This is a genomic window from Nocardia puris (assembly GCF_003315035.1).
GTDB classification, from domain to species: Bacteria; Actinomycetota; Actinomycetes; order Mycobacteriales; family Mycobacteriaceae; genus Nocardia; species Nocardia puris.
In genome coordinates this window covers 50,939-71,754 of the sequence record NZ_QNRE01000005.1, presented here as the reverse complement: position 1 = coordinate 71,754, position 20,816 = coordinate 50,939, and the positions used below count along the sequence as shown (strand labels likewise).

At 70.2% G+C, this 20,816-nt stretch carries 15 protein-coding genes; 4 read left to right on the top strand and 11 right to left on the bottom strand.

Translation table 11 applies throughout. From position 1 onward, the window contains the following. The first annotated feature begins 62 nt into the window (after positions 1–62). On the top strand, positions 63–986 hold the full coding sequence (locus DFR74_RS16095) for a hypothetical protein (protein WP_147265840.1): 924 nt from the start codon (positions 63–65) through the stop codon (positions 984–986). Positions 987–1,062: 76 nt separating this feature from the next. On the opposite strand, the gene DFR74_RS16090 is transcribed toward DFR74_RS16095, so the two are convergent. Together DFR74_RS16090 and DFR74_RS16085 are read right to left on the bottom strand one after the other, a co-directional pair. Continuing rightward, complete coding sequence (locus tag DFR74_RS16090; protein WP_232331675.1) at positions 1,063–2,301, bottom strand: AI-2E family transporter; 1,239 nt, start codon at positions 2,299–2,301, stop codon at positions 1,063–1,065. A 66-nt stretch (positions 2,302–2,367) separates the two neighbouring features. Beyond that, positions 2,368–3,423, bottom strand: a complete 1,056-nt coding sequence (locus DFR74_RS16085) for an NAD(P)-dependent alcohol dehydrogenase (protein ID WP_067505859.1) — start codon at positions 3,421–3,423, stop codon at positions 2,368–2,370. A 109-nt stretch (positions 3,424–3,532) separates the two neighbouring features. On the opposite strand from DFR74_RS16085, the gene DFR74_RS16080 reads away from it, so the two are divergent. Then, positions 3,533–4,639: a S1C family serine protease gene (locus DFR74_RS16080; RefSeq protein WP_067505856.1), complete on the top strand. Its 1,107-nt coding sequence runs from the start codon at positions 3,533–3,535 to the stop codon at positions 4,637–4,639. A gap of 51 nt (positions 4,640–4,690) precedes the next feature. Here the strand turns inward: DFR74_RS16080 and metE are convergent, their stop codons facing one another. From metE to aceA, 3 genes are all read right to left on the bottom strand, one after another. Beyond that, positions 4,691–6,991: a 5-methyltetrahydropteroyltriglutamate--homocysteine S-methyltransferase gene (metE, locus tag DFR74_RS16075; RefSeq protein ID WP_067505853.1), complete on the bottom strand. Its 2,301-nt coding sequence runs from the start codon at positions 6,989–6,991 to the stop codon at positions 4,691–4,693. 209 nt (positions 6,992–7,200) lie between these two features. Further along, entirely contained in the window at positions 7,201–8,070 is an 870-nt protein-coding gene (locus tag DFR74_RS16070) for a 3-hydroxybutyryl-CoA dehydrogenase (protein WP_067505851.1), read from the bottom strand. Between the two features lie 231 nt (positions 8,071–8,301). Beyond that, a complete protein-coding gene (aceA, locus tag DFR74_RS16065) occupies positions 8,302–9,591 on the bottom strand; it encodes an isocitrate lyase (RefSeq protein WP_067505848.1) in 1,290 nt (429 codons plus the stop codon). Positions 9,592–10,057: 466 nt separating this feature from the next. Between aceA and DFR74_RS16060 the strand changes: the two genes are divergently transcribed. Further along, positions 10,058–11,185 carry an alpha/beta hydrolase family protein gene (locus tag DFR74_RS16060; protein ID WP_067505844.1) on the top strand — a complete coding sequence of 376 codons (1,128 nt, stop codon included), beginning with the start codon at positions 10,058–10,060 and terminating at the stop codon, positions 11,183–11,185. Positions 11,186–11,306: 121 nt separating this feature from the next. Next, the gene (locus DFR74_RS16055; RefSeq protein ID WP_067505840.1) at positions 11,307–13,616 is read left to right on the top strand and encodes an esterase-like activity of phytase family protein; all 2,310 of its coding nucleotides are present in this window, start codon (positions 11,307–11,309) and stop codon (positions 13,614–13,616) included. A 108-nt stretch (positions 13,617–13,724) separates the two neighbouring features. Here DFR74_RS16055 and DFR74_RS16050 read toward each other — a convergent pair whose 3' ends face one another. The 6 genes from DFR74_RS16050 to DFR74_RS16025 form a co-directional block, all read right to left on the bottom strand. Beyond that, on the bottom strand, positions 13,725–13,934 hold the full coding sequence (locus tag DFR74_RS16050) for a hypothetical protein (RefSeq protein ID WP_147265839.1): 210 nt from the start codon (positions 13,932–13,934) through the stop codon (positions 13,725–13,727). Positions 13,935–14,012: 78 nt separating this feature from the next. Further along, positions 14,013–14,912, bottom strand: a complete 900-nt coding sequence (gene puuE, locus DFR74_RS16045; RefSeq protein WP_067505833.1) for an allantoinase PuuE — start codon at positions 14,910–14,912, stop codon at positions 14,013–14,015. After that, positions 14,909–15,889, bottom strand: a complete 981-nt coding sequence (gene alc / locus DFR74_RS16040) for an allantoicase (RefSeq protein ID WP_067505829.1) — start codon at positions 15,887–15,889, stop codon at positions 14,909–14,911. Before alc ends, puuE begins: the two co-directional genes overlap by 4 nt. Before the next feature lie 16 nt (positions 15,890–15,905). Next, on the bottom strand, positions 15,906–17,138 hold the full coding sequence (locus DFR74_RS16035; RefSeq protein WP_067505825.1) for a DUF6986 family protein: 1,233 nt from the start codon (positions 17,136–17,138) through the stop codon (positions 15,906–15,908). Continuing rightward, positions 17,135–19,960, bottom strand: a complete 2,826-nt coding sequence (locus DFR74_RS16030; protein ID WP_067505820.1) for a molybdopterin-dependent oxidoreductase — start codon at positions 19,958–19,960, stop codon at positions 17,135–17,137. Before DFR74_RS16030 ends, DFR74_RS16035 begins: the two co-directional genes overlap by 4 nt. Next, complete coding sequence (locus DFR74_RS16025) at positions 19,957–20,805, bottom strand: FAD binding domain-containing protein (protein WP_067505816.1); 849 nt, start codon at positions 20,803–20,805, stop codon at positions 19,957–19,959. Before DFR74_RS16025 ends, DFR74_RS16030 begins: the two co-directional genes overlap by 4 nt. Between the last annotated feature and the right edge of the window lie 11 nt (positions 20,806–20,816).

The following is a 20,816-nucleotide window of genomic DNA, read 5'->3' as shown; positions in this document are numbered from 1 at the left end:
TCTGCGCGAGAGCGGACCGGCTGGACTACGTTGTAGCGGACGGTCGCGAAGAGGGGGAGAGCATGGTTCGGCGAGCTGTGGTGCTCGTGGCGCTGATGGTTGCCGTGGTCGCCTGTGACGATGGGGTGGAGCAGCAGCCCACTTCGGCGGTGCCGGGCGCGGACAAACTGAACAGGCTGCGCAGCACCGATATCTGTGCGCTGCTGCCGGAGTCCGAGCTGGCGAAGCTCGGCCCGGTCGCGGCGGTGGGCACCGACTGGCTGTACGAGTGCGAGGCGGCGATCGGGGATGATCTTTCGGACCCGGATGCTTCGGTGGAGTGGGTCGTCCGCGCGGTCGAGAACACCGAGATGGACCAGGCCACCAACATCACCATCGACGGGATGTCGGTCACCTTGCTCGGTGACCACGACGTCCTGTCGGAGGAGGAGCTCGCCGACAGGACATTCCGAATGTGCTCGGCCTACGCGCAATTGCCGACCGGAGGTTCGATAGACCTGACCGTCGAGCTGCCTCCGGGCACCGAGCCGTGCCCGGTCGCGCAATCGCTGGTGACGGTCGCGCTGTCGGAGTGGAAACGCTTTCCCAAGCTGGGAGATTCGCCGCATACCGTCCGCACGGTGGTCACCGGTGCGGATCCCTGTGATGTCCTGACCGAACTCCCGGACGCCCGGGTCGGCGACAACCAGTGGGTCGATCGTTGCTGGTTCCAGCTCGACGGGGATTCGCTCTACGTCGAGTACGGGCATTCGACCGACCGTGAATTCACGAACTACAAGTCCCTGGAGATAGATGGGCGCCGGGTCTACCGGACATCCGACGAGCCCAACGGCACGTACAAAGTGCGGGTCGGCCCCACCTTCGACCCGGTCGCCGATGGCTACGAGTTCGAGAGTGTGCCCGCCGTGAGTATCGCGGGTGCCGAGCGGGAGACGATCGAGAAGGTGACGGCGGCTGTCCTCACGCTCTTCCCCGACGCGGACTGACGGATCGCAGCGCTGGACTACGCCGGGCGCACCGCAACTGATCGGGACCGCCACCACCGATCGGCCGGCGACACCGCTACCGATCCGGGTTCGGCTTCTCTTCCGGCGCAGCGGGTTCGGGAGCTGGATTCGCACCCGTGAGGCGAATCGTCAACTGCCGGGTCCAGTTTCGTGACTTCCTGGGTTTCGGGGGTGGTGGGGTGGTGTCGGTTTCGACGTCGTAGCGGCGGATGTAGGCGCCGGCGAAGGCTTGGACGGTGGCGGTGACGGGGATGGCGAGCAGGGCGCCGGTGGCGCCGAGTAGAGCGGCGCCGGCGATGACGGAGCCGAAGGCGACGGCGGGGTGCATGTCGAGCGTGGTCGCGGTGATGCGGGGTTGCAGGACGTAGTTCTCGAACTGCTGGTACAGGATGATGAAGCCGAGGATCCACAGGGCGTCGGTGGGGTGGTGGACGAGCGCGACGATCACGGGGAGCGCGCCGGCGAGATACGTACCGACCGTGGGGATGAACTGGGAGACCACGCCGACCCAGAGGGCGAGCGCGAACGCCGACGGGATGTCGAGCCAGCGCAGCACCACGTAGTGCGCGAGCGCCGAGCACAGCGCGAGCAGGCCGCGCGAGTAGATGTAGCCGCCGGTCTTCTCGACCGCGATGTCCCACGCGCGGCGCACGTGCCGCTGCCGTTCGGGCGGCAGCAGCGAGCACACGGCGTCGCGGAACCGAGGCCCGTCGGCGGCGAAGTAGAACGTGAACAGCAGGATGCCGAGGGCCTGGAACAGCGCGCCGATCGCGGCCGTGCCGATGCCCCAAGCGTTTTCGGCGACACCGACCAGATAGCTCTCGATCTGGTCGCTCCACTGCGTCAGATAGCGGGAGATGTCCTCGCCCGACAGTTCCGCGTTGAAGGTTTCGTTGATCCAGTCGACACCCTGGTCCGCGTAGTCGGGCGCATTCTGCACCAGCGTGGTGACCTGGTCGATCAACAGCGCGCCGAGCGTCCACACGAACGCCACCACCACCGTGACGAGCCCGAGGAACACCACACCGGTCGCGAGCCCGCGGCGCACCCCACGCGCGGCCAGCCAGTTCACGGCGGGTTCGATCGCGAACGCCAGGAACAGCGAGACCAGCAGCACCGTCAGGAAGCCCTGCAATTTCTGCAGTACCCAGAACGACGCGATGAGCCCGGCCACCGTGGTGGCCGCGAGCAGGAAGGCGCGCAGCAGCCACGGCGGCGGGCCCGCGGTCAGGTTCGCGGTCACCACCGTAGCGTCGGACTTCGGTGCGGGCGGCATTTCCTCATCCTCGGACACATGCCCAAGGTAGGCGACGCCGCACGCCCGCCGCCCGCGAACATGCCGTCCGCGAGCGGAATTCCGCTACATGGTGGCCGCGTCGATGACGAACCGGTACCGCACGTCGCTGGCCACCACGCGGTCGTAGGCGCTGTCGATCTCGTCGGCGGAGATGAGTTCGATCTCGGCGCCGATTCCGTGCGCGGCGCAGAAGTCGAGCATCTCCTGGGTCTGCGCGATGCCGCCGATCATCGACCCGGCCAGCGACCGGCGGAAACCGGCCAGCGTGAACGGCTTCACGCTCATCGGGTTCTCGGGCAGGCCGAGGATCACCAGGGTGCCGTCGAGGGCGAGCAGCTTCAGGTAGTCGTCCAGCGGCAGGTCGGCTGACACCGTGTTGAGGATCAGGTCGAAACGGCCGCGCAGTTCGCGGAAGGTCTGCTTGTCGGCGGTGGCGTAGTAGTGGTGCGCGCCGAAGCGCTTGCCGTCCTCCTGCTTGGACAGCGAGTGGCTGAGCACGGTGACCTCGGCGCCCATCGCGGCGGCGATCTTCACCCCGACGTGCCCGAGCCCGCCCATGCCGATGATCGCGACGCGCTTGCCGGGCCCGGCGTCCCAGCGCCGCAGTGGCGAGAACAGCGTGACGCCCGCGCACAGCAGCGGCGCGGCCACGTCCAGCCCGATGCCTTCGGGGATGCCCACCACGAAGTTCTCGGTCACCACGACGCGGGTGGAGTAGCCGCCGAGGGTGGTGCCGCCCGGCTGCACGGATTCGTCGACAGCCGAGTTGTAGGTCATGGTCGCGCCGCGCAGGCAGTACTGCTCCTCGTCGGCCAGGCACGGCCCGCACTTCCCGCACGAATCGACCATGCAGCCGACGCCCACGCGGTCGCCGACCGCGAACTTTGACACGGCCGACCCGACGCCCGCGACGATGCCCGCGATCTCGTGGCCCGGCACGCAGGGGTAGCGGGTGCCGCCCCATTCGTCGCGCGCGGTGTGGATGTCGGAGTGGCAGATGCCCGCGTACTTGACGTCGATCAGCACGTCGTGCGGGCCGAGCTCCCTGCGCTCGATGGTGACCTTCTCGAAGGCCCCGTCGGGAGCGGACACGGCATAGGCGGCGGCAGCGGTGCTCATGAATACATGCCTACCGTCGCATGGGCGGTTTTGTCATCCGCAGCGCCGGGGTTCCCGGCGATCTCCGGCCACAATGGAACGCGAGCCCTCAGCGGAGTCGGGAGCATCCATGGACGATGGTCGGCACACCGGGGGTGGGCGCGCGCTCACCTTGATCGTGGTAGCGGTGCTGGTCGCGGCGGGTTTCTTCGCCTACCGGGGCGAGCCGCCGAGGTGGTCGCCGTTCGCCGGAGCGGGCGACGCGACCAGGCCGGTCACCAGCACCGTGCCGCCGCCACCGCTGGATCCGGTCGCGGTCGCGGCCGCGGTCTCACCCGCGCTCGTCCACATCAGCACCTCGACGCGCGCGTTCGGGCCGGGCGCGGCCGGGTCGGGGATCGTGCTCACCGCCGAGGGACAGGTGCTCACCAGCCACCACGTGGTGAAGGGCGCGGACCGGGTGGTGGTGACGCTGGTCGACACCGGCCGCATCTTCACAGCGACCGTCCTGGGATACGACTCGTCCGCCGATATCGCGCTCCTGGAGTTGCCGGGTGCGGCCGGGCTGACCGCCGCCCAGCTCGGCAACGCCGCCGATCTGCGGATCCGCGACGAGGTGCTGGCCATCGGCAACGCGGGCGGCACGGGCGGGGAGCCGACCGCGATCGCGGGCCGGATCACGGCGCTGAACAGCACCATCGTCGCGCTGAACTCTGCGGACCTCTCGCGCAAGGCGCTGACCGGGATGCTGGAGGTGGCGGCGGCGGTGAGTTCGGGACAGTCCGGCGGCGCGCTGGCCGACCGGTTCGGCGCCGTGGTCGGGGTGATCACGGCGGCGTCGGGGGAGCGCGAGGAATCCGAGCGGCCGCGCGAGCCCAACGGTTACGCGGTGCCGATCGAGACGGCGATGCGCGTGGTGCGCCAGATCCGCTCCGGCTCGCCCACCGATTCGGTGCACATCGGCCCCACCGCGACGCTGGGCGTGCTGATCTCCGACGCCGCGCCCACCGGCGCGCGCGTGGACGTGGCGATCTACGGCAGTCCGGCCTACGCGGCGGGACTTTCGCGCGGCGAGATCGTCACGGCGGTCGACGGACGCGCGATCACCACGGCCCGCGCCCTGCGTTCCGCGATCAACGTGCGCCGGCCGGGCGACACCGTGCAGTTGGTCGTGCTAGGTACCGACGGTGAGGAACGGACGGTGACCGTGGTGTTGGGGGAGGGCACGCCCAATTAGCCGGAAAAGCAAGGCCGCCTTCCCCTTTCGGAGAAGGCGGCCCGCAACGAACTACTCGGCCGGAATCCGGCGCCGGATGCGCCGGGCCGCCGCGACGAGGTTGCGCAGCGAAGGCTCCAACTGCCAGTAGTGCCTGGTCTTCAACCCGCCGTCAGGATTGGCCCACAACCGTTGCGGCGTCACGGCTTCCGCAGCGGCCGTGAGCAGTTCGTCCAGCTCGTCGATATCGGGGATGCGCGCCGACCGCGATTCGTACACACCCGGTCCCACGCCGTGGCTGAGCCCGTGGCCCGAGGCGCAGTCCTCCTTGAGCGCCTTGAGCACCCATTCGATGGAGCGGGTGGCGACGATGGCGGTGACGTCGGCGTCGAGTTGTTCGATCGCCTCGACGATCTCCGCGCGACCGGAATACCCGATGTGCGTGTGGATCTGGGTGGCCGGGCCGACGCCGGAGGTGGCCAGGCGGAACGCCCCGACGGCCCAGCGCAGGTATTCGGCGCGCCCTTCGGCACGCAGCGGCAGCATCTCGCGGATGGCGGGCTCGTCCACCTGGATGATGGCGATGCCCGCGCGCTCGAGATCCACCACTTCGTCGCGGATGGCCAGCGCCACCTGGTCGGCGGTCTCGTACAGCGGCTGATCCTGGCGCACGAACGAGCGCGCCAGCATGGTGACCGGCCCGGTGACCATGCCCTTGACCGGCTTGTCGGTGAGCGACTGCGCGTAGCTGATCCACTCCACCGACATCGGCGCCGGACGCGACACGTCGCCGTAGATGATCGGCGGGCGCACGCAGCGCGACCCGTAGACCTGCACCCAGCCGAAGTGCGTGGTGGCGAAGCCGTCCAGCAGTTCGGCGAAGTACTGGATCATGTCGTTGCGCTCGTGCTCGCCGTGCACCAGCACATCCAGGCCGATGTCCTCCTGCAACCGGATGGTGGCCTCGATCTCGGCCTCGATCCGCTTGCGGTACTCCTCGTAGGACAGGCGGCCCTCGCCGAGGTCGTAGCGCGCCTGGCGCACCTTCGCGGTCTGCGGGAACGAGCCGAGTGTGGTGGCGGGCACCGGCGGCAGGTTCAGCCGCTCCTGCTGCGCGACGCGGCGCTGCTCGTACGGCTCGCGCGTGCGCATCTCGGGCGTGATCGCGTAAACCCGTTGGCGCACGGCGTGTTTCTGCTTGAAGTGCACCTCGGTGGGCCGCTTGCGCCACTTGTCGGACGGGCCCTCGGTGAGCGCCTTGGCGAGCGAAACCACTTCGCCCACCTTCTGTTTCGCGAAGGCGAGGCGATCGGCGACATTGCCCTCGATGTCGTATTCGACGAGCAGGTCGTAGGGCACGTGCAGCAGCGTGCTGCCGGTGGACACCACCAGGTCGGGGCACACCTTGGCCAGCTCGTTGAGGTATTCCAGCGTCACGTACCGGTCGGCGCGCCACACGTTGCGCCCGCTGATGACGCCGGCGTAGAGCCGCTTGCGGCGGATGCCGGGCACGGCGGCCAGGTCCTCGGGCCGCATCCGGTAGCTGGCCAGGTCCAGCCCGATCGCCTCCACGTTGGAGGCGGCCAGGATCGGCAGCGCGGGACCGAAATCCCCGTACTGCCCGGTGACGAGCATGCGCGGGCGCAGCGCTGCGGTGGACAGCCGCTGGTAGGCGCGCTCGAACGCGGCCAGCTCGGCCTCGGTGCGCTCGCTGGTGAACACCGGCTCGTCCAGCTGCACGCAGGTCGCGCCGCGCTTGGCGAGGATCTCGAACAGTTCCTCGTACACGGGCAGCAGCTGGTCGAGCAGGGTGAGCTGATCGAACTCGGCCTCGCCCGGCACGTGGCCCGCCTTGGAGAGCAGCAGCAGCGAGACCGGGCCCAGCATCACCGGACGCAGCTCGATGCCCTGGGCCTTGGCGCGGTCGAACTCGTCGAGCAGGGCCTCGGCGTGCAGGGAGAACGTGGTGTCGGCGTCGAGTTCGGGCTGGCGGTAGTGGTAGTTGGTGTCGATGTAGCGCACCAGCTCCAGCGGCGGCAGATCGGGGCGGCCGCGCGCCATCAGGAAGTAGAAGTCCAGCGGCTCCATCACGTCCTGGTACGGCTGGAACCGCTGCGGCACCGCGCCGAACATGAGCGCGTTGTCCAGGACGTGGTCGTAGAAGGAGAAGGTGTTGCCCGGCACCTGGCTGAGGCCGGTGGCGGCCAGCTCGCTGAACTGGCGCTCCTGGATGTCGCGGCCGACGGCCAGCAGCTCGGCGCGCGGGATGTCGCCGCGCCAGTACGCCTCCAGCGCCCGCTTGAGTTCCCGGTGCGGTCCGATCCTGGGATATCCCAGGATGCTCGACCCGTAGCCGTCCGTGACGTTGACCATGCGCGAGAACTCCTTTTCGATCACGCTACCCAGCCGTATTGCACCTTATGGCCCGTGCCGTGCGGGATCCGGAACCGACCATACCCGTCGGCCCGGTGCGGCCCGGAGGAAGCGAGCGACCCCGCGCCGACCAGGTCCGCGCTCCTCGCGCGGGCACCTCGCTCGGGCATCGGGGCCGCCTGTCACAACGCGCGTCCGCGCGCCGCTCACTACTTCTTGTACTGGTAGAAACCCGCGCCGGTCTTCTTGCCGAGCAGGCCCGCCTCGACCATGCGCATCAGCAGCGGCGGGGCGGAGTACAGCGGCTCCTTGAACTCGGCGTACATCGAGTCGGCGATGGACTTGACGGTGTCGAGGCCGACCAGGTCGGTCAGCGCCAGCGGGCCCATCGGGTGGGCACAGCCGAGCACCATGGCCTTGTCCACGTCCTCCTTGGTGGCGAAACCGGACTCGACCATGCGGATGGCCGAGAGCAGGTAGGGCACCAGCAGGGCGTTGACCACGAAGCCGGAGCGGTCGGCCGAGCGCACGACCTGCTTGCCGAGCACGTCGCCGGCGAAGGCCTCGGCGCGCGCCGACACCGACTCGCTGGTCTTGAGCGTGGTGACCAGCTCGACCAGCGGCAGCACCGGCACCGGGTTGAAGAAGTGCATGCCGACGACCCGCTCGGGGTTGGCGGTGGCGACCGCGATCTTCATGATCGGGATGGAGGAGGTGTTGGAGGCCAGCACGGCGTCGGGGTCGGTGACGACCTTGTCGAGCTCGGCGAAGATGGAGGTCTTGACCTCTTCGTTCTCCAGCACGGCCTCGACCACCAGCTGGCGGTCGGCGAAGTCGCCCAGATCGGAGGTGAAGCGCAGGCGCCAGGCGGCCTGTTCCCGCTCGCGTTCGGTGATCTTGCCGCTGCTCACGCCGCGGTCGAGCGAGCGCAGGATGCGGGCGCGCCCGGCGGCGGCTAGTTCCCTGGTCTGTTCGTAGACGAGCACGTCGACGTGCGCGCGGGCGCACACCTCCGCGATTCCGGCACCCATCTGTCCGGCGCCGATGATGCCGACGCGCTGAATCTTCTCGCTGCTCACGTCCCGCTCCTGCTGGGTTGGTCTGGCTCTGGGGTGGCTGGGGTTTGGACGATGTCCAAGGTATAGGGATGCCCTCCCCCGCCGAGGCTGTTCAGCGGGGGAGGGCGGTACACCCCTACCTGAGTAGAGGATTGCCGGTATTCACGTTCGGGAACCTCTCTTCCCGAGGCGACACCCGGTGCGCGCGGGGTGCGGTTTCACGGCCGCACCCCACCCGTCACGCGAAGGGGCTCAGTGGAACTGGCCTTCTTCGGTGGAGCCCTTCAGGGCGGCCGTCGAGGTGTTCGGGTCGACGGTGGTGGCGATGGTGTCGAAGTAGCCGGCACCGACCTCGCGCTGGTGCTTGATGGCGGTGAAGCCACGCTCGGCGGCGGCCTTGAACTCGCGCTCCTGCAGGTCGACGAACGCGGTCATGCCCTCGCGGGCGTAGCCGTGCGCCAGGTCGAACATGCCGTAGTTGAGCGAGTGGAAGCCGGCCAGGGTGATGAACTGGAACTTGAAGCCCATCGCGCCGAGCTCACGCTGGAACTTCGCGATGGTCGCGTCGTCCAGGTGCGCCTTCCAGTTGAAGGAGGGCGAGCAGTTGTAGGCCAGCAGCTGGTCCGGGAACTCGCCGCGAACGGCCTCGGCGAACTTGCGGGCGACCTCGAGGTCCGGCACGCCGGTCTCCATCCAGATGAGGTCGGAGTAGGGCGCGTAGGCCTTGGCGCGGGCGATGCAGGGCTCGATGCCGTTCTTCACACCGAAGAAGCCCTCGGCGGTGCGGGTGCCGTCCAGGAACTCGCGGTCGCGCTCGTCCACGTCGGTGGTCAGCAGGGTCGCGGCCTCGGCGTCGGTGCGGGCGATGACCACGGTGGGCACGCCGGCGACGTCGGCGGCCAGGCGGGCCGAGGTCAGGGTGCGGATGTGCTGCTGGGTGGGGATGAGCACCTTGCCACCGAGGTGGCCGCACTTCTTCTCCGAGGCCAGCTGGTCCTCCCAGTGCGAACCGGCGACGCCGGCCGCGATCATGGCCTTCTGCAGCTCGTAGACATTGAGGGCGCCACCGAAGCCGGCCTCGCCGTCGGCGACGATCGGGGCGAGCCAGTTCTCGACCGAGGTGTCACCCTCGACCTTGGCGATCTCGTCGGCGCGCAGCAGCGCGTTATTGATGCGGCGCACGATCTGCGGGACCGAGTTGGCCGGGTACAGCGACTGGTCCGGGTAGGTGTGGCCGGAGAGGTTCGCGTCGCCGGCGACCTGCCAACCGGACAGGTAGATGGCCTTGAGGCCGGCGCGGACCTGCTGGACCGCCTGGTTGCCGGTGAGGGCGCCGAGGGAGTTGATGTAGTCCTCGTTATTGACGAGATCCCACAGGATCTCCGAGCCGCGGCGGGCGAGCGTGTGCTCCTCGACGACGGTGCCCTGCAGCGCCACCACCTGTTCCGCGGTGTAGTTACGGGTGATGCCCTTCCAGCGCGGGTTGGTGTCCCAATCCTGCTGGATCTCCGCAGCGGTCTTCGGGGTGCCGACTGTCGACATCTCTGACTCCACTTCTCTGTTCGGTCGATGTGCCGCACCGCGCAACGGAAAACTGCTGGGGCGGCGATTCGCAGGCTTGCTAGGCCCATGGGGTGTACTTCCACACGATTGCACACCAGGAAATAGCCGTCTACCTGTTGCTACTGTGAAATCGAGCTAGGTTTCGCAACAACTTTGCTAACTCTGCGAAATTTGCGGGCGAATTGCACGGCGGCAATCTACCGACGGGTAGCCCTGACGTGCGGTTTCAGCGTAACGCTCGTACTGTTTGCGATCGCGCGGCACCCCGGGATCGACACGCCCGTGCGCGCGGGGTTGTGAGTCGATTCACAGCCCTGCCCCCGCCCGCGCGTGTGGGCCGCGCCACGCCGGACCGGGCCGATGCGGCAGACTCGAGCGAGGAGCCAAATCTCGAGCGGTCGTCCAACTTGTCGGGAGGACCGCTCCACGTACCGAACGGAGTCCCATGCGGAAACTGTGCGTCGCCGCGGCCGTGGCCTGTGCGACCGTCCTGCTGCATCCGGCCGCCGCGAGCGCCGCCCCCGGCGCGGTGACTTCGGTGGGACCGCTGGCCGCGGTGGCCACGCCGCCCGACGCGGCGCGCGGCGCCCGGCTGCTCTACGAGTCCACCACCGTGGGCGAGGCGCCCACCACCGCGAGCGCGGCCGTCTACTTCCCGGCCGGCGAGGCGCCCGAGGGCGGCTGGCCGGTGATCGCGTGGGCGCACGGCACCGTCGGCATCGGCGACGACTGCGCCTACAGCGTCGTGGGCCCCTCGGCCGTCGAACGGGACTGGACCTACCTGGGCACGTGGCTGAACGAGGGCTACGCCGTGGTGGCCGCCGACTACGCGGGCCTGGGCACACCGGGCGAGCATCCCTACCTGAACGGCAAGGTCGAGGCGCACAACGTCGTCGACGCGGTGAAGGCGGCGACCCGGCAATACCCCGAGCTGTCGAACAAGTGGGCCGTGGTCGGGCAGTCGCAGGGCGGCGGCGCGGCGGTCTTCACCGCCCGCTACGCCACCGAGTTCGGCGGCCCCGAACTCGACTACCGCGGCGCGGTCGGCACCGGCGTGCCCGCCTACATCGAGGACATCCTGCTGCCGCTCGGCCCCGGCATGCCGCCCATGGAACTGGGTCCGCACAGCACCGCCTACGTCTTCTACATTCTCAACGGCCTGCGCACCACCCACCCGGAGCTCGCGGTGGAGTCGTACCTGACCGAGGAGGGCCGCACCTGGCTCGAGCGCGGGCGCACCGCCTGCATCGACGAGTTCGGCGAGGAACTGTCGGCGAACAACGTGGTGCTGGGCGAGATGTTCACCCGTCCGCTGGCGCAGATCCCCGATCTGCGCGGCATCCTGTCGCGCACCATGGCGCTGCCCGAGTCCGGCTACGACCGTCCGGTGTTCCTCGGCCAGGGCCTGCGCGACACCGATGTGATCACCCCGGCCACCCTCGCGTTCGCGGCGAAGCTGCAAGCGAACGGCGAACCGGTCGTGCTGCACACCTACGACGAGGACCACAGCGGCGCCGTGAACGCCTCGCTGCCCGATTCGCTGCCGTTCGTGCGGAGTCTGTTCGAGTCCTGATCCGCAGCCGAGCCGTCCCGGCCGATTCACCCGCGCGTCACGCTCGCGTCACCCCGTTGCACCAGGCTCGCCGCGTTCCCGCCCCGGCGGGAACGCGAGTCGAGTGAGGAAGGGGCCGACGATGGCCAGGATGAGGCGAAGGTGGCTCGGCGCCGCGATCGCGGCGGTGACGGTCACCGCCGTGGCCGCGTGCGGCGGCGACGACGAGGGTGCGGGCGCGCCGCCCGCACCCGCGGGCTGGGAGCACGACCCGTCGAGCAGCTACCACCGGCTCGCCACCTACCCGGTGTTCGAGAACCGGCCCGACGGCGTCGATCCGAGTGAGGAGACGGTCGCGGAGATCTCCGCCGTCACCGAGGACGGCGAGACGCTCGTCTACACCGACGCGCCGGGCAAGCGGATCGGCTTCGTGGACCTGAGCGATCCGTCGAACCCGGTGGGCGCGGGCACGTTGTCGCTGGCCCAGCTCGGCAACGCCGACGACCAGCCCACGTCGGTGGCGGTGGTCGGCGACCACGTGCTCGTCGTGATCGACAGCAGCGGTGGGAATTTCGCCGCGCCGTCGGGCCGGGTGGACGTGGTCCGGGTGAGCGACCGCACCAAGGTGCACAGCATCGACCTCGGCGGCCAACCGGATTCGATCGCCGTGAGCGCAGACGGCAAGCTGGCCGCGATCGCGATCGAGAACCAGCGCGACGAGGAGTTCACCCCCGAGGGCCGCGAGGAGGGCGATCTCCCGCAGCCGCCGACCGGTTTCGTGCAGATCCTGAAACTGGATGGCGCACCGCAGGATTGGTCGGCGCAAGCCGTGCGGTTCGACGAAGCACAGGCCGCCGCCGCTGGACTGGACACGCCGCAGGATCTGGAGCCGGAGTACGTCAGCTTCAACGGGCGCGGCGAGGTCGCGGTGACCTTGCAGGAGAACAACGGCATCGCGATCATCGACGCCGCGACCGCGACGGTGCGTTCGATCTTCTCGGCGGGCACGGCGTCGGTGAGCGGCATCGACACCGAGGACGACGGCACGATCGACCAATCCGGTGCGATCACCGATCTGCCCCGTGAACCCGACGCCATCGGCTGGATCGGCGACGATCACCTGGTCACCGCCAACGAGGGCGACTGGAAGGGCGGCACCCGTGGCTGGAGCGTGTTCGACGCACGCACCGGCGAGGTGGTGTGGGACGCGGGCGACGAGTTCGAGCGCCTCGCGGTGCGCAGCGGTATGCACATCGAGAGTCGCGCGGGCAAGAAGGGGCCCGAACCGGAAGGACTCGCGGTGACCGAACTCGACGGCACCCCGGTGCTGCTGATGGGCTCCGAACGCAGCAATTTCGTTGCGGTGTACGATGTCTCGGACCCGACTTCGCCGGTGTTCCGCCAGCTGTTGCCCACGACCATCGGTCCGGAGGGCATTCTCCCCGTCCCCTCGCGCGATCTGCTGGTCATCTCCACCGAACTGGACGACGCCGAGATCGGCATGCGCGCAGCGGTCAACATCTACGGCTATGGTGACGAGTTCGCCGGCTCGGGAGCGCCCGGCTACCCCTCCATCGTCTCCGCCGACGCCGACGGCGCCCCGATCGGCTGGGGCGCGCTGGGTGCGCTCAGCGCAGACCCGGCAGCGGCCGATCGGCTCTACACCGCCACCGACGACGCTTTCGGCCCTTCCCGCGTCCTCGGCGTGGACGTGTCCACCCGACCCGCTGTGATCGACACCGAGATACCGATCACCGAGAACGGCGAGCCGGTCGCTCTCGATGTCGAGGGTCTGGCGGCCCGCGCGGACGGCGGCTTCTACCTGGCCGTCGAGGGCAAAGAGGGCCCGCAGAACCAGCTGGTCCAGGTCTCGGCGACCGGCGCGATCGACAAGCGCGTCGCGCTGCCCGCCGATATCTCGGGCCAACTCGGCGCGCAGGGTCTCGAAGGCGTAGCCGTGCAGGGGTCCGGTGCGGACGAGACCGTCTGGGTGGTGCTGCAGCGCGAGCTGAAGTCGGACCCGAAGGGCATCACCAGGATCGGCAGGTACTCTCCGGCCGACGGCACCTGGCAGTGGTTCGGCTACCAACTGGAGACCACCGACACCGAGGGGGATTGGCTCGGCGTCTCGGAGATCGTGGTGGACGGCGACTCGCTGCTGGTGCTCGAGCGCGACAAGTTGAGCGGCCCGCGCGCGCGGGTGAAGGCCGTATACCGGGTGGCGATACCGGCGGGCGACGGCGTCACCGACGCGGCCACGCCGCCCACCGTGCTGCCCAAAACCCTTGCCGTGGACCTGCTTGCGGAACTGCGCGCCACCAACGGCTGGGTGCAGGAGAAGGTCGAGGGCATGGCGTTGAGCGACGGCACGCTGTACGTGGTCACCGACAACGACGGCACCGAGGACAACACCGGCGAGACGGTGTTCCTGCGCCTGAACGCCCCCGCCTGATCGAACACGACGCCCCCGCGACCCCAGAAAAGGATCGCGGGGGCGTCGCGCGTTCGTCCCGCTCGGCCCGGTTGTTCCCGACGACCAACCGGCGGCGGGACGAACGGCCTACTTCGCCGACAGCGACGACGAGCCGAGCGTGAGCGCCTCGAGGAAGCAGCTCAGCAGGTACGCCGTGTCCGGGCGGCATTCGATGGCCTCGGCCCGCGGTGGTTCGGCGGCGGGCGCGGCCGCGGCCATCCCGCTCCCCGACAGAACCGCCGCGCCCACGATGCCCGCGGCCACCGTCGCGCGCGCCATCGTTCGAATTTGGAACATGATCATTTCCCTCCGTTGTGCCTGGAGGGAACGTTAAGCGCGCGGGCGGCGGCGGACAACCCCCGGATTGTGGTGTGGTCAGGCGCCCGTCGCGGGGTGCTCCGCGCGCCAGTGTTCGGCGATGTCGATGCGGCGGGTGATCCACACGCCCTCGCGCGCCTGGATGTGGTCGAGGAACCGTTCCAGCGCCGCCGTGCGCGCCGGCCGTCCGACCAGACGGCAGTGCAGGCCCACCGAGAGCATCTTCGGGCTGCCCTCCGCACCCTCCCGGTACAGCACGTCGAACGCGTCGCGCAGGTGCGCGAAGAACTGGTCGCCGCTGGGGAATCCGGCCGGGGAGGAGAACCGCATGTCGTTGGTGTCGAGGGTGTAGGGCACCACCAGGTGGTCCCGCTCGCCGACGCGCACCCAGTAGGGCAGATCGTCGGCGTAGGAATCGGAGTCGTAGACGAAACCGCCGTGCTCGACCACCAATTCGCGCGTGTGCGGGGAGTCGCGGCCGGTGTACCAGCCGCGCGGCGGGGTGCCGGTCAGCTCGGTGAGTACCCGCACGGCCTCGGCCATGTGCGCGCGCTCGGTCTCGATATCGCTGAGCTGGTAGGACTTCCAGCGCAAGCCGTGCGAGGCGATCTCGTGCCCGAGCTCGAGGAAGGCCGACACCGCCTCGGGGTTGCGCTGCATGGCCCTGGCCACCGCGAAGATCGTCAGCGGCAGACCGCGCCGCTCGAAAACCCGCAGCACGCGCCACAATCCGGCCCGCGAGCCGTACTCGTACAGCGACTCCATGCTCATGTGGCGGTTCGGAAAGGGCTCGGCCGGAACGATTTCCGACAGGAACGTCTCGGCGTGCGGGTCGCCGTCGAGGACGCTGTTCTCCCCGCCCTCCTCGTAGTTCAGCACGAACTGCACGGCGATCTTCGCCCCGCCCGGCCAGCGCGGGTCGGGCGGCGTGGGCCCGTAGCCGACGAAATCCCTCATCCGCCCAGCTCCCCGTAGAGGCGCAGCCGCGCCAGCCCGCCGTCGGGGTAGATGTCCAGGCGCACCTCCTCCACCGAGGCCGCCGCGGGCGGCACCGCGAACCGGTGCCTGGTGTCGGGCAGCAGGTCGGTGCGGGGCAGCAGTTCGAGGTCGGTGCCGTCGGCGGTGCGGCCGCTCAGCCGCGCGGAGCCGGGGCTGTTGCCGAGGAAGTAGGAGGTGTCGATCTCGGCGAGCCGGATCAGGCCCGGTCCGGCCAGGCGGATGCGCACCCAGTCGTTGCCGTCGTCGCGGCGGCGCGAGGTCTCCCAGCCGTCGCCCATGCGCCGCGCCAGGCCGGGGTAGAGGATCTGGTTGGGCGAGCTGTAGAAGCGGTTGGAGCAGTCCAGCACCAGGGCGCCGTTCTCCAGCGCCGCCAGGTCCAGCGGCCCGAGGCCGAGCAGCTCCGGATCGGGCCTGCCCTCGCCGTGCACCCGCAGCCGGGCGATACCGCCGTCGGGGTGCATGGTGAGTTTGACATGGGTCCAGCGCTTTTCACTGTCGATGGCGAACGGATTGCGGCTGTCGCCCGCGACGGGCGCGTGCTCCACCAGCGGCACCCAGTCGGTGCGCGCGGCGATATCGGCGGCGGGCGGATACCCCTCGATCTCGAGCGCCGACACCGACACCGCCGGCGGGTAATTGCCGGTGAACCAGGCGGTGTCCACCACGATCCCGCGGATCACGCCGGGCACGCCGAGCCGCACGATGGCGCTGTCCTCGCCGGGCACCCCGCGCCGCCGCCTGGTCTCCCAGCCGTCGTAGATCTGGCCCTTGTGCCCGAACGTGGCCGTGCGGTGCTCGGCCGGGCCGGGGTTGATCAGATTCTCCTTCTCGGCGAAGAACTCGTCGTTCGCCCAGATCACCGAACCGCCCAGCGGGCGGACGGCCAGGTCGGGCAGGAGCGTGAAATCCTCGGGCCGCCCGCTCCAGTCATCCATTCCGTCTCCTCATCTCTCAGGTCCGCCCGACCGGCTTGCGCGCCACCAGGGCGCGCAACACCTCCGTCGTGAGTTCCGGTGCCGCCGTGGCCAATTCCGCCTCCGTGCGCGCCCCGCAGCGCAGGCCGCGCAGTACGGTCGCCGCCAGCGCCTCGGCGGTGGCCGGTTCGTCGAGCACACCGGCCGGGTCCTGGTTGCGGGCCACGTAGGCGCGCAGGCGGGGTGTGGCGACGTCGATCGCCGCGCGGAAGAACTGGTAGGTCGCCAACCAGCGGGTGACCAGGTGGCCGGGGTGCATGTCCCAGCCCTGGTAGTAACCGCGCCGCAGGGCGCGCTCGACCAGCCGGTGGTGATTGCGCAGTGCCGCTTCGGGATCGGAGTCGGGCACGATCTGCGTGGAGCCGTCGCACACCCACACTCCGGTCTGCGCGGCCGCGACCTGCATGACGGCCTTGGCGAAATCGGCCGCCGGGTGGTCCAGCGCTTGGTCTGGCGCGGCTACCCCGCATGCGGCCGTGTAGTCGTAGGTGCCGAAATGCAGTCCGTGGCAGCGGGTTCCGGCGGCGCTGATCATCGCCGCGACGGGCACCGTGCCGTCCGCCGCGATCACCGCCTGCGGGCTCTCGATCTGCAACTCGAACCGCAGCGACCCGGCGGGCAATCCGGAGCCGCGCTCCAGCCCTTCGCACAGCGCCGCCAACGCCGAAACCTGGCGCACCGCGCGGATCTTCGGCACGGTGAACACGAATCCGTCCGGAACGCCGTCCAGCGCGTCGAGCACCAGCTCCAGGGTGCGGATGGCGCGCCGTCGCTCCGGGCCGCCCAAACCCTTGATCCGGACGCCGAATCCGGCCGGTCCGTCGGCGGCGTTCGCCCACTCGGCCAGGATCGTGCCCGCCGCGGTGGCGGCGGCGTCCTCCTCGGCGTCGGGGCGGAAGCCGTAGCCGTCCTCGAAATCGATGCGCAGATCCTGGATCGGCGCGCTGGTCAACCGTTCCCGCACCGCGGGCAAGGCATCGTCGCCGAGTTCGGCGAGCACGTCGCGGTGGTTGTCCAGCAGCGTCACCGCCTCGGCGCCCCATTCGCGCGGTGTCGCAGCCGAGACCCGGTCGGCGGGCACGTAGACGGTGTGGACGGGTTGGGCGCGATCCCCGGAACCCGGGTAGTGGGCGCGCAATTCGGCGTCGACCGCGTCCAGCACGGCCTCGATCCTGGCTCGGACGTTCTCCGGCAGCCGTGTGGCGGTCACCGTGGTGCTCCCTCCTGCAAGGCGCGCCAAACCCGGTCGGCCGTCATCGGCAACCCGGTCATGCGCACCCCCACCGCGTCGCGGATCGCGTTGGCCAGGGCCGGTGCGACCGGGTTGTACGGTGACTCGCTCATGGACTTGGCGCCGAGCGGCCCGAGTTCGTCGGCGGTATCGGCGAAATAGACCTCGGTCGAGGGTAGATCGGCGAACTGCGGAATGTGGTAGTGCCGCAAAGTCCGTGTCGTGACCACGCCACGGTCGACGCGCATGTCCTCGTACAGCGCGGTCCCGACGGCCTGCGCCACACCGCCTTCCACCTGTCCGCGGCACTGGGCCGGGTTGAGCACCGTGCCCGCGTCGGCGGCCTGGATCGACTGAAGGATGCGCACGGTGCCGGTCGGCGGGTGCACCGCGACGCGCACGGCGTGCACGTTGAAGCTCACCGACCGGGGGCTGCCCGCGTGCGCGCCGTGCTCCACGAGGTCGCCTTCGGCCGCCAGCTCGGACAGGCTCAGGAGTTCTTCTCCGCAGCGCACGCCGTCGCGCTCGAGCACGCAGTCGCCGCGCGGGATTCCGGTGCGCCGGGCGGCACGGCGTTCGATCGCGTCGCGCAGCGCGAGCGCGGCGGCGTGGGTGGCCTTGCCCGCCACCACGATTCCGGTGGAGCCGAACGCGCCCGTGTCGTACTCGATCAGGTCGGTGTCGGATTGGCGCAGCGCGATGCGGTCGGCGTCGGTGCGCAGGGCGTCGGCGGCCAACTGGGCGTGCACGGTGGTGGTGCCGTTGCCGAATTCAGCGGTGCCGAAGGAGATTTCGTAGTGACCACCCGAGCGCAGCGCCGCGACGGCGTGGCCGCGGTGGCCGCGCGGCGGGATGGTCGCGATCATCGACACGGCCATACCCTCGCCGGTGCGCCAGTCCGGACCCGGTGGTGCGACGCCGTTTCCGCGCCGCAGTGCGGCTTCGGCGAGGTCGAGGCACTGGTCCAGGCCGTAGCTGCCGAAGACCATATCGCCGTCGTTCACGTGCGCGCCGACGAACTGATCGCCCGGGACCACGACGTTGCGCCTGCGGAATTCGAAGGGTTCGATGCCGAGTTCGCGCGCCAGTTCGTCGAGGGCGCTCTCGATGCCGAAGATGAGTTGGCCGAGCCCGTAGCCGCGGAACGCGCCGGAGGGAATGTTGTTGGTGTAGACCGCGCGTGCGTCCACGCGCTTGTTCGCGCACCGGTACACCTCGACGGATTCCCCGACGCCGTGGAACATCACGCCGGGACTGTGGTTGCCGTACGCGCCCGCGTCGGACAGCACGTCCACGGCGAGCGCGGTGAGCACGCCCGCGGCGTCGGCGCCCGCCGTGACGGCCACCCGCATGGGATGTCTGCTGGTGGCGGAGGTGAATTCGTCGCCGCGCGTGTACTCGTAGCGCACGGGCCGGCCGGTGCGCAGGACGGCGAGCGCGAGGAGGTCTTCGACCAGCATCTCCTGTTTGGCGCCAAAACCGCCGCCCACGCGGGCCGCGATCACCCGCACGCGGTCGCGCGGCAGTCCGAACAGGTGGCACAGCTCGTCGCGCACCAGGAACGGAACCTGCGTGCTGCACCGCACGACGAGCCGGCCGTCGGCGTCCAGCCAGCCGGTGCCGCCGTGGGTTTCGAGGTGGACGTGCTGGGCGCGCGGCGAATGCCACACCCCGCGCACCACTTTCGCGGCGGCGGCCAGCCCGGCTTCGATATCGCCCACTTCGCCGTGTAGTTCGGCGACCAGATTGCGCCCGGGATCGGCGATACGGGCCGAATCCGGTTTGTCGCCGTGCAGTTTCGGCGCGTCCTCGGCGTAGGCGAGTTCGGGATCGAAGACGGCGGGCAGGATCTCGTACTCCACCCGCAGTGCCCGGCACCCGGCGCGCGCGATGTCGAGGGTGTCCGCGACCACGGCCGCCACCCGCTGCCCGGCGAACCGCACCACGCGGTCGAGCACGTAGGTGTCGTCCGGATCGTCGGTGCGCAACTCATGCCGCGCCGTCGAGAAGGGAATGTCCGGGGCGTCGGCGTGGGTGAGCACCGCCCGCACCCCGTCGATCGCCTCGGCGGCGGAGGTGTCGATCGAGACGATCCGCGCGTGCGGGTGCGGACTGGGGAGCACCGCGATGTGCAGCGGCTCGGTGGGCGGCTCGCCGGGGCCGCCGACGCCGGTGTCCATAGTGAAAGGTTCGGTGCCCGTGACGATTCGGGGTCCGGCGGGTGCGCCGAATTGGGCACCGGCCCGACCTGCGACACCCGCCCCGGGCGCGGCACCCGCCCCAGACGTCGCCGAGTCCGGCGCACCCGACGGCGCCGCCCGGCGTTCATCGTGCTCGCATCCGGTCTCACCCGGCACATCACCCCCGCTACCCAGCGCCGCCAAGATCGGCCGATATCCCGTGCAGCGGCACAGGTTTCCCTTCATCAGTTCCGGCAGCTCCGCCGCGTCCGGCCCGGAGCCGGTGCCACAGCCGAGGCCCGCCGCCGTGACGACCATCCCCGCCGTGCAGAAACCGCATTGGAAGCCGTTCTCCGCCAGTAACTTCCGCTGCACCGGATGCGGGTCCTCCGGAGTGCCGAGTCCGGTGGCGGTGGTGACGGCGCGGTCGGCGGCGCGGAAGGCGGGGATGAGGCAGGAGTGGACGGGTGCGCCGTCGAGGAGCACCGAGCACGCGCCGCAATCGCCCGCGTCGCAGCCCTTCTTGACCGCGAAGACGCCCTGTTCGCGCAGCAGGGTGCGCAGGCACTGGCCCGGACGGGGATCGGCGTCCAGCATCCGTCCGTCGACTTCGAACTTCACGACGCACCTCCCGCCCGGAGTTCCGCCGCGACCTCGCGCGCCAGCAGCCCGGCGACGTGCGCGCGCCAGTCCGGTGCGCCGTGCGGGTCGTCGAACCACAGCGCGGGGTCGATCGCGCGCACGGCGGCGTCGACTTCGTCGTCACTCGGGGGCTCGGGGAGATCCAGCACGACGGGTCGCGCGGTCGCGGCGGTGATCGTCAGCGCGGTGCGCCCACCCGCTTCGGTGCGGCCCATCACCACCGCACCCGAGCGCCCCAGCGGAGCCAGCGCGATCTTGCGGAACGCCGTGCGCGCCAGCAGACTCCGTGTGGGAATCGTCACCGAACGCAGCACCTCGCCGGGCTGCAGCACCGAGACGCCCGCACCGAGAACGAACTCCCGCAACGGAATCCGCCGCTCGCTCGAAGCCGTCCACACCAGCGCGGTGCCGTCGAGCGCGGTGAGCGCGCCCAGCACCGCGCCCGCGGGCAGCGCGAGACACACGTTGCCGCCCACCGTCGCGGTCCGCCAGATCTTGTGCGAGGCCAGCAGCGCCCGGCACGCGCGCGGGAACAGCGCGGTCCCCGGCCACTCCGGGAAGCGCCGATCGGCTCCCAGTTCGCGACCGGGCGCGGCGCCGGCGAACTCCTCGAGTGTGCAGGTCGCGGCGATTTCCAGCCCGTCGTCCACGCGCGTGAACGGGGCCCAGCCGAGCCGGGTGATGTCCACCAGCCGGGCCAGGTGTTCCTGCGGTTCCGAAAAGAGGGAGGTGCCGCCGGCCAGCACCCCGGTCGAGCCGCCGATCCGCGCGAGGTCGGCCCGGCCCCGGGCCACCAGCACCTCCCCGATCGTGTCCAGATCCACGTCTCACCTCA